Raw genomic sequence first — 9050 nt, 5'->3', positions numbered from 1 at the left:
TGACGCGCCTTGGCGCGATGGGAACGCTTGGCGCCGTTGGCGGGCTGTCCGCCCCGGCGCTGCTGACCACCACACGGCAGGTCTGGGCGCAGGGGGGCGAGATCCCGGTGGGGCTGCTGTTCTCGCTGACCGGCGAGGTCGCGGTGGTGGAACGCACGCTGCATGACGCGGCGCTGCTGGCGATCGAGGAAATCAACGCCGCCGGCGGGATCCACGGCATGCAGTTGAAAACCTTCATCGAGGACCCGGCCTCCGACCCCGCCACCTATGCCGACCGCGCGCGGCGCCTGTTCATCCGCGACAAATGCGTGAGCGTGTTCGGATCCTACACCTCTGCCAGCCGTCAGGCGGTGATGCCGGTGGTGGAACAGCGTCAGGGCCTTTACTGGTATCCGACGCTGTACGAGGGGCGCGAATGTTCGCGCAACATCATGTATGGCGGCGCCTGCCCGAACCAGCAGCAACAGGACCTGATCCCGTGGCTGATCGAGACCTTCGGCGGCAAGTTCTATCTTCTGGGCAACAACTATGTGTACCCGAAGGAAGAAAACAACGTCTGCCGGATGCTGCTGGAACGGCATGGCGGCGAGGTCGTGCACGAAGAATACGTCCCCATGGGGCATTCGGATTTCAGCTCGATCATCAACCGGATCCGGTCCACCGGGCCGAGCGTCATCTTCCTCACGCTCGTGGGCGACAGCGACGTGGCCTTTGCGCGCCAGTACCATGCCGCGGGCTTCGACCGGACCAAGACGCCCTGCGCCAGCCTCACCCGTTCGGAAATCGAGGTCGCCGCGATCGGGGGCGAGGCGGCGGTCGACAACTTCTCGTCCGCGCCCTATTTCATGGGCCACCAGTCGCCCGAGAACGAACGCTTCGTCGAGGCGTACAAATCCCGCTATGGCGGCGATTCCGTGACGCATTTCGTGTCCGAGGCGGCCTATTTCCAGATCTACCAGTTCAAGGCCGCGATGGAGAAGCTGGACCCCGCGGCGATCACGCCGACCGCGATCCGCGATGCGGCGGTGGGCCTGACGATCCAGGCGCCGCAGGGCGAGGTGCTGGTGGACGAGAACCTGCACACCCATCTGTGGCCCAAGGTCGCCCGCTGGAAAAGCGACGGGCAGGCCGAGATCCTGCGCCAGTCGGCCGAACGCGTCGCCCCGGACCCCTATTGGGCCTATGAGGGCGAGACCTGCACCGGCGAGGGGCTGAAACGCGCCTGACCGGCGCGACGCTTCCCATCCATCAACCGAACCAGCGGTGCCGGGCGGCCTGTCCGGCACCGGACGGCGGCCCCTTGCCGGGCGCCGTCCACCGCCGGGCTGCGAGTGACAGACATGGAAACCATCATCAATCAGCTGTTTGCCGGCGCCAGCATGGCCTCGATCCTGCTCATGGTCGCGCTGGGGCTGGCGATCATCTATGGCGCGATGGGCGTCATCAACCTTGCGCATGGCGAATTCGTCATGCTGGGCGCCTATGTGACCTGGGCGTTGCAGACCTTTCTGGGCATCGGCCTGCTGCCGGCGCTGCCGGTGGTGTTCCTGGTGATCGGGGCCGTGGGTTGGCTGATCGAGCGGGGGATCGTCCACCGCCTTTACCGCCGCCCGCTGGACACGATCCTGGCCACCTGGGGCATCGGCATCGTGTTGCAGCAACTGGTGCGGATGTTCATCGGGCCGGAATCGCGTTTCGTCGCGGGGCCGGAATTCCTGACCGGCAATGTCATCATCGGCAATGTGGTGATGTCGAACTACCGCATCTTCGTGCTGCTGTTCGCCATCGCGATCTTCGTCGCCACCTGGGCGCTGCTGGCGCGCACCGAATTCGGCCGCAAGCTGCGCGCCGTGATCCAGAACCGCGAGATTTCGGAATGCTACGGCATCCGGGCCGAACGGGTCTATTCCATGACCTTCGCCTATGGCGCCGCGCTGGCGGGCGTGGCCGGGGCGCTGATCGCGCCGCTGGTCAACACCACGCCGTCGATGGGCACCTATCTGGTGGTCGATGCCTTCCTGGTCGTCGTCGTGGGCGGCGTGGGCAGCATCGCGGGCACCGCCGTCGCATCCGGTGTGGTGGGGGAAACCACCGCGTTCTTTTCCATGCTGATGAACGACACGACGGGCCGTATCGCCGTTCTGGTCGCCATCATCCTGTTCATCCGCTTCCGGCCTGCGGGCCTGTTCCCGCAAACCGTCCGGCGCTGAGGTCCGACCGATGAACCGTACCAACAAACTCGACTATCTGGGGCATCTGGCGTTCGTGGCCGTGATCCTGCTCGGGGTGCCTGCCGCGCTCGGCTTCGACGGGTTCGAGCTGAACACCTTCGCCCGCTATCTGTCGCTGGCCATCGTCGCCGCCGCGCTGGCGCTGTCCTGGGGGACGGCGGGGATCCTGAACCTCGGGCAGGCGGCGACCTTCGGCATCGGCGCCTATATCATGGCGATGCACCTGAAACTGAAGGCAAGCGCGGGCAACCCCGGCGGCCTGCCGGATTTCATGGGCTGGAACAACGTCGACAGCCTGCCGTGGTTCTGGACCATCTTCCATTCGCTGCCCGTGACGCTGATCGCGGGGCTGGCGGTGCCGGCGCTGGTGGCTGGGGTGATGGGGATCTTCATGTTCCGCGCCCGGATCACCGGGGTGTTCGTCGCCATCATCACGCTGGCCTTCCTTGTCGCCGTGCAGCTGGTGTTCATCGAGGAACAACGCTTCACCGGCGGGCAGAACGGGCTGACGGGGCTTGCGCCGCTGACGCTGTTCGGCTGGACCGTCGATACCTACAGCCTGTCCTTCTACTACCTCGTCGCGGGCTGTCTGATCGCGGCGCTGGTGGTGGGCATGCTGGTGGTGCGGTCCAAGGTCGGGCTGATCCTGCGCGCCATCCGCGAGGACAACATGCGGGTTCGCTATTTCGGCTATGACGTCGCGCGCTATGAGACCTTCGTGTTCTGCCTGTCGGCCGCCATCGCGGGTTGGGCGGGGATGCTTTACGCACTCGTGCTCGAATTCGCCTCGCCCACCTATATCGGCGTCGCATTCAGCCTGGCCATCGTGATCTGGGTCGCCGTGGGCGGGCGGGAATCGCTGTTCGGCGCGGCATCGGGCGCGATCCTGGTGAATATGGCCGAGGGGCGGCTTTCCGACATGTTCGTGGAAAGCTGGCTGTTGATGCTGGGCATCCTGTTCATCCTCTTCGTGCTGTTCCTGCCGCGCGGCCTGTTCGGGCTGGTGGATGCGACGGCACGCCGGCTGATGCGCAGCCTGCGGGGGGCGAAACCCGCCCCCCGGCCCGCCGCCCGGACAGAGACCGCCGCCATGCCCGCGCAGGAGGCCACGCAATGAACCTGATGGAAATCAGCAACCTGACGGTGCAGTTCGGCGGGCTCAAGGCCGTCAACGACCTCAGCATCACGGTGCGCAAGGGAGAATTGCTGTGCCTTCTGGGCCCGAACGGGGCCGGGAAATCGACCACGCTCGACCTGATCTGCGGCAAGACGCAATCGACCGGCGGGCGGATCGTGTTCGAGGGGCACGACATCACCCACCTGAAGGAATACCGCCGGGCCCGCCACGGGATCGGGCGCAAGTTCCAAGTGCCTTCGGTGTTCAAGGGCCTGACGGTGCTGGAAAACATCGAGGTCGCGCGGTCGCGGCGCCCCGGTATCCTGAACGCGCTGCGGGTGTTCCGCACGCCGCTGACCGGCCGGGTGCGCGAGATCCTGAACCTTGTCGGGCTGATCGACCTGATCGACACCCGCGCCGGCAACCTGTCGCACGGGCAGACCCAGTGGCTGGAAATCGCCATGCTGCTGGCGCAGGACAGCAAGCTGATCCTGATGGATGAACCCACCGCGGGCATGACCATTCAGGAAACGCTCAAGACCGCCGACATCTTCAACCGGCTCAAGGGCACGCACACGATCATCGTGGTGGAACACGACATGCAGTTCGTCCGCCAGGTGGCCGAACGGGTGATCGTGATGAACCAGGGCGGCCTTCTGGCCGAGGGCTCCATCGCGCAGATCGAGGCCGACCCGCGCGTCAAGGCCGTCTACCTGGGACATTGAGGGCAGAACCATGATCGAGGCGACCAACCTCTATTCCTATTACGGCAAGAGCCCGGTCCTGCAAGACGTCAGCTTTTCCCTGCGTCAAGGCGAACTGCTGAGCGTTCTGGGCCGCAACGGGGTGGGCAAGACCACCCTGATGCGCAGCTTCATGGGCCTGACCGACAAGCTGGAAGGCCGGCTGACCTTCAACGGGCAGGACATCACCCGCATGCGCACCGACGAACGCGCGCGCCTTGGCATCGGCTATATCCCGCAGGGGCGCGAGATCATCCCCCGCTTCACCGTGCGCGAGAACATCGTGATGGGCACCTATGCCCGCACCGACGGCAAGCGGGTTCTTCCCGAACTGGTGTTCGAACTGTTCCCCATCCTCAAGGATTTCATCGACCGGCGCGGGGGCGACCTGTCGGGCGGGCAGCAACAGCAGCTGGCCTTCGCCCGGGTGCTGGCGATGGACCCGAAACTGCTGATCCTCGACGAACCGACAGAGGGGATCCAGCCCAATATCGTCAAGCAGATCCATGACGTGATCGTCCGCCTGAACCGCGAATTCGGGCTGACCGTGGTGCTTGTCGAACAGAATGTGCCCTTTGCGCGCGCGGTTTCCGACCGTTTCGTCGTGATGGACAAGGGGCGCGTCGCCATCAGCGGGACAGGGGCCGACCTTTCCGACGAGGTTGCGGAACGGCACCTGACCTTCTGATCCGCCAGCCGAAGGAACGGCAGGCAAGTCATCGTCCAACCAGAGAGAGGAGAACCCCATGAGACACGGGGACATTTCCAGCAGCCCGAATACGGTCGGTGTCGCTGTCGTGAACTACAAGATGCCTCGGCTGCACACCCGCGCCGAAGTGGCCGAAAACGCCAACAAGATCGGCGAGATGATCGTCGGGATGAAACAGGGCCTGCCGGGCATGGATCTGGTGATCTTCCCGGAATATTCGCTGCAAGGCATCATGTACGACGAAAAGGAGATGTATGACACCGCCGTCACCATCCCCGGCGAGGAAACCGAGATCCTTGCCCGCGCCTGCCGCAAGGCCAATGTCTGGGGCGTCTTTTCGCTGACCGGCGAACGGCACGAGGATCACCCGCGCAAGCCGCCCTACAACACGCTCATCCTGATGAACAACAAGGGCGAGATCGTAAACACCTATCGCAAGATCCTGCCCTGGTGCCCGATCGAGGGCTGGTATCCCGGCGGTGCGACCTCGGTGGCCGAGGGGCCGAAGGGCCTCAAGGTGTCGATGATCATCTGCGACGACGGCAACTATCCCGAAATCTGGCGCGACTGCGCGATGAAGGGGGCGGAACTGATCGTGCGCTGCCAGGGCTACATGTACCCGGCCAAGGACCAGCAGATCACCATGGCCAAATGCATGGCCTGGGCGAACAACTGCTATGTCGCGGTGGCGAATGCGGCGGGCTTCGATGGCGTCTACTGCTATTTCGGCCATTCGGCGATCATCGGCTTCGACGGCCGGACGCTCGGCGAATGCGGCGAAGAGGAATACGGCATCCAGTACGCGCAGCTGTCGATCCCGGAAATCCGCGACGCCCGAGCCAACGACCAGTCGCAGAACCACCTCTTCAAGCTGCTGCACCGCGGCTATACCGGGGTGCATGCGGCGGGCGACGGCGACCACGGCATTGCCGACTGCCCGTTCGAGTTCTACAGGACCTGGGTCACGGACGCACAGAAGGCGCGCGAACAGGTGGAGGCCTTCACCCGCACCACCATCGGCGTCGCATCCTGCCCGGTGGGCAGCCTGCCGAACAACGCCAAGGAACAGGAAGCCTGACGGCCGGCGGCAGGCGGCCCCCCTTCGGCCGCCTGCCGCACCACCAAGGAGACAGTCGAATGCCGTTCCTGAACGACATGCTGGCGGATACACAGCGGCGCAAGCTGGATACCGAGGCCCTGCGGACCGAAACCCTTGCCGCCGAAGATGTGGTGGGCGCCCATCGCACCTCTGGCAGCGGCGGGTTCGTCAGCCGGTTCAGGTTCGACGTGGACCTGATCGCCCATCTTCTGCAACGCGAGATCATCGGCCAGCCCGATGCCGTGACCGCGGTGATCGACATGCTGCGCATCGTGCGCGCCGACATCGCCGACCCGCGCCGGCCGCTTTACACCTCGCTCCTGCTCGGCCCCACGGGGGTGGGCAAGACCGAACTGGTGCGCGTGCTGGCCCGGGCGATCCACGGCGATGCCGATGCGCTCTGCCGGGTGGACATGAATACCCTGTCGCAGGAACATTACGCCGCCGCGATTTCCGGCGCCCCGCCCGGCTATGTCGGGTCGAAAGAGGGACGCACGATCCTCGACCAGGAAAAGATCGAGGGCACCAGCGACAAGCCCGGGATCGTGCTGTTCGACGAACTGGAAAAGGCCAGCCCCGAGGTGGTTCTGTCGCTGCTGAACATCTTCGACAACGGGATCCTGACCACGGCGTCGGGCGAACGCACCTATTCCTTCCGCAACGCGATCATCTTCATGACCTCGAACCTCGGGGCCGAGGAATTGCGGCGCGAGGCGGAGGCCGCCGAGAACCCCTTCCACCGCCTGTTCCAGCGCGGCACCCACCGCGAACGGGCCGAGGCCATCGCGCAGAAGGCGCTGCTGAAGAAGTTTCCACCCGAATTCGTCAACCGCATCGACCATGTGGATGTGTTCGACTGGATCGACCGCGCCGATGTCGACACCCTGATCTCGCTGGAACTGGAAAAGCTCAACCGGCGGCTCGCCAAGCACCTGTGCCATATTGAACTCGCCCCGTCGTTGCGCGACCATATCGCGCAGGAGGGGTTCGACCGCCAGTTCGGCGCGCGTTCGCTGCGCCGCGCGGTACGGCGGTTCGTCGAAATTCCCTTCGCAAGGTATTTTTTGGGCAGTGGATCGGTGCAGGAGGAGCTTCACCCATTCGTGGCGGAATACAGACATGGCGAGGTGACGTTCCGCAGCGGGACCATTCAGGACAGATCAGAGCATGTGCGCAATTGACTCACGCAGTCCCTGGAAACTCGGCGTCCTCTTTTCGGATACCGGGCCGACGGCGATCATCGAACGGTCGCAGAAATGCGGGGTGCTGCTGGCCATCCATGAAATCAACGCCGCCGGGGGCGTTGCGGGCCGGATGGTGGAACCCGTTCTGTGCGATCCGGGATCGGTGCCTTCGGAATACGGCCGGATGGCCGAAAAGCTGATCGTCGAGGATCACGTCCGCGTGCTGATCGGCTGCTACAAATCGTCGGCGCGCAAGGAAGTGCTGCCCGTGGTCGAACGCCGCAATGCGCTGTTCTTCTATCCCACGCTCTACGAGGGGTTCGAATATTCCCCGAACGTCATCTACGGCGGCGCCTGCCCCAACCAGAACAGCGTGCCGCTGGCAAGCTATCTGCTGGAAAACTACGGCAATCGTTTCTACTTCGTGGGCTCCGACTATATCTATCCGCGCGAATCCAACCGGGTGATGCGCAACATCCTGCGTCAGGGCGGGGGCGAGGTTCTGGGCGAGGTCTATCTGCCCTTCGACGGCGGCCCGGAAATGTTCGGCCCCGTTCTGGCCGACATCGCCGAAAAGAAGCCCGACGTGATCTTTTCCACCGTGGTGGGCGAGATGACCGTCGCCTTCTATCGCGCCTATCACGCCGCGGGGCATGACGCGCTCAAGGTTCCCATCGCCAGCCTGACCACGAACGAGGCAGAGATCGGCCGCATCGGGGCAGAGGCCGCGGCCGGCAACATCACCGCCGCCCCCTATTTCCGCAGCATCGGCGGCGAGGCGAACCGGCGGTTCCTGGAAAATTACGAACGACAGTTCGGGAAAGAGATCATGGCCACAAGCTGCGCCGAGGCGGCGTATTTCCAGACCCGGATGTTCGCCGCGGCACTTTCCAAGGTCGGCCGCCTCGATACCGACCTGCTGCGCGAATGCCTGCTCGGTTCCACCTGGGATGCGCCGCAGGGACAGGTCAAGATCGACCCCGACAACAACCACACCTATCTGCATTCGCGGATCGCGCGGGTCGACAGCCACGGCGAATTCATCGTGCAGCGAGAGGTCGTGCGGGCCGTCAAGCCCGATCCCTACCTGGTCACACCCGACCTCAACGACCGGCGGCTGCGCCTGAGAAAGACCGCGAAGTCCTAGGGAATACGGGTAGGATCGGACGGGCATGGGGGAGAGCCTGGGTCAGGATGCCAGACATCATCAGCAATCTACGGAGCCTGAACGTTCTCGTACTGCATCCGCGGGATTCGGACGCGGACGACCTCATCCAGCAACTCAACCGCATCGGCTGCAATGTCGAGGCGCTCTGGCTATTGCCGGAAAACCTGCCGCCGATGGTCGACATCGTTTTCGTCGAGGTGAAGGAATCCATTCCCCCGGCGCTGGCCAAGCTTTTCTCGCACCGCCCCGACCAGCGCCCGACGCTGATCGGGCTGATCGGCTATGAAAACCCCTCGGTCCTGGGCTGCATCCTGGAACTGGGCGTGCAGGCGGTGATTTCCAAACCCCTGCGCGCCTTCGGGGTGCTGAGTTCGATGATGATGGCCCGCCATGCCTGGCAGGAACGCATCGAGGCGGCGCAGAACGAAGAAAAGCTGCGCCAGAAGCTGGAACATGTCCATATCATCACCGAGGCGAAATTCATCCTGATGCGGCATCACGGCATCAATGAAAAGGACGCCTATCGCGTGATCCGCAGCCATGCGATGTCCCGGCGCAGTTCCACGATAGAGATCGCGAATGCGATCATCAACGCCGACGGGCTTCTCAGCAAGCTGGTGGTCGAAAAGAAGGATGGCCGGGAATGACCCCCGGACGGAAACGAGGAGAAGAAAGCATGCCTGCCCATAGCCAACACGAAACCATCCATCACGCTTCTCCCGAATTCACGTCCACGGCGCACCTTGACGCTGATGGCTACGCGCGTCTGTATGCGTCGTCGGTGTCGGATCCTGCGGGG

The 9050-nt window shown here is 64.2% G+C and carries 9 protein-coding genes; all 9 read left to right on the top strand.

The features are described from left to right. The first annotated feature begins 17 nt into the window (after positions 1 to 17). Positions 18 to 1226, top strand: coding sequence for a transporter substrate-binding domain-containing protein (locus RGD00_RS09025; protein ID WP_310456993.1), 1209 nt, complete (start codon positions 18 to 20; stop codon positions 1224 to 1226). Positions 1227 to 1340: 114 nt separating this feature from the next. Further along, positions 1341 to 2210 carry an urea ABC transporter permease subunit UrtB gene (urtB, locus tag RGD00_RS09020; RefSeq protein ID WP_310456992.1) on the top strand — a complete coding sequence of 290 codons (870 nt, stop codon included), beginning with the start codon at positions 1341 to 1343 and terminating at the stop codon, positions 2208 to 2210. Between the two features lie 10 nt (positions 2211 to 2220). After that, positions 2221 to 3348 carry an urea ABC transporter permease subunit UrtC gene (gene urtC, locus RGD00_RS09015; RefSeq protein WP_310456991.1) on the top strand — a complete coding sequence of 376 codons (1128 nt, stop codon included), beginning with the start codon at positions 2221 to 2223 and terminating at the stop codon, positions 3346 to 3348. Then, positions 3345 to 4073 carry an urea ABC transporter ATP-binding protein UrtD gene (gene urtD / locus RGD00_RS09010; protein ID WP_310456990.1) on the top strand — a complete coding sequence of 243 codons (729 nt, stop codon included), beginning with the start codon at positions 3345 to 3347 and terminating at the stop codon, positions 4071 to 4073. Before urtC ends, urtD begins: the two co-directional genes overlap by 4 nt. A gap of 10 nt (positions 4074 to 4083) precedes the next feature. Then, positions 4084 to 4779 (top strand): urea ABC transporter ATP-binding subunit UrtE, encoded by a 696-nt coding sequence (gene urtE / locus RGD00_RS09005; protein ID WP_310456989.1) that lies wholly within the window; start codon positions 4084 to 4086, stop codon positions 4777 to 4779. Between the two features lie 58 nt (positions 4780 to 4837). After that, a complete protein-coding gene (locus RGD00_RS09000; RefSeq protein ID WP_310456988.1) occupies positions 4838 to 5878 on the top strand; it encodes an aliphatic amidase in 1041 nt (346 codons plus the stop codon). A gap of 59 nt (positions 5879 to 5937) precedes the next feature. Continuing rightward, positions 5938 to 7080 (top strand): AAA family ATPase, encoded by a 1143-nt coding sequence (locus RGD00_RS08995; protein ID WP_310456987.1) that lies wholly within the window; start codon positions 5938 to 5940, stop codon positions 7078 to 7080. Next, a complete protein-coding gene (locus RGD00_RS08990) occupies positions 7067 to 8230 on the top strand; it encodes a transporter substrate-binding domain-containing protein (RefSeq protein WP_310456986.1) in 1164 nt (387 codons plus the stop codon). The genes RGD00_RS08995 and RGD00_RS08990 overlap by 14 nt, the downstream gene beginning before the upstream one ends. A 47-nt stretch (positions 8231 to 8277) precedes the next feature. Continuing rightward, positions 8278 to 8898, top strand: a complete 621-nt coding sequence (locus RGD00_RS08985) for an ANTAR domain-containing response regulator (protein ID WP_310456985.1) — start codon at positions 8278 to 8280, stop codon at positions 8896 to 8898. Positions 8899 to 9050 lie beyond the last annotated feature (152 nt).

Source organism: Ruixingdingia sedimenti (assembly GCF_031432425.1).
GTDB lineage: Bacteria > Pseudomonadota > Alphaproteobacteria > Rhodobacterales > Rhodobacteraceae > Ruixingdingia > Ruixingdingia sedimenti.
Note: the sequence above shows the minus strand (reverse complement) of the source record. Positions and strands in the feature narration are given on the sequence as shown.

Bases quoted from the DNA above. Each gene is read 5' to 3' on its own strand.
- RGD00_RS09025 (WP_310456993.1), top strand. From the start codon at position 18: ATGGGAACGCTTGGCGCCGTTGGCGGGCTGTCCGCCCCGGCGCTGCTG.
- RGD00_RS08990 (WP_310456986.1), top strand. From the start codon at position 7,067: ATGTGCGCAATTGACTCACGCAGTCCCTGGAAACTCGGCGTCCTCTTT.
- RGD00_RS08995 (WP_310456987.1), top strand. From the start codon at position 5,938: ATGCCGTTCCTGAACGACATGCTGGCGGATACACAGCGGCGCAAGCTG.
- RGD00_RS08985 (WP_310456985.1), top strand. From the start codon at position 8,278: ATGCCAGACATCATCAGCAATCTACGGAGCCTGAACGTTCTCGTACTG.
- urtB (WP_310456992.1), top strand. From the start codon at position 1,341: ATGGAAACCATCATCAATCAGCTGTTTGCCGGCGCCAGCATGGCCTCG.
- urtD (WP_310456990.1), top strand. From the start codon at position 3,345: ATGAACCTGATGGAAATCAGCAACCTGACGGTGCAGTTCGGCGGGCTC.
- RGD00_RS09000 (WP_310456988.1), top strand. From the start codon at position 4,838: ATGAGACACGGGGACATTTCCAGCAGCCCGAATACGGTCGGTGTCGCT.
- urtE (WP_310456989.1), top strand. From the start codon at position 4,084: ATGATCGAGGCGACCAACCTCTATTCCTATTACGGCAAGAGCCCGGTC.
- urtC (WP_310456991.1), top strand. From the start codon at position 2,221: ATGAACCGTACCAACAAACTCGACTATCTGGGGCATCTGGCGTTCGTG.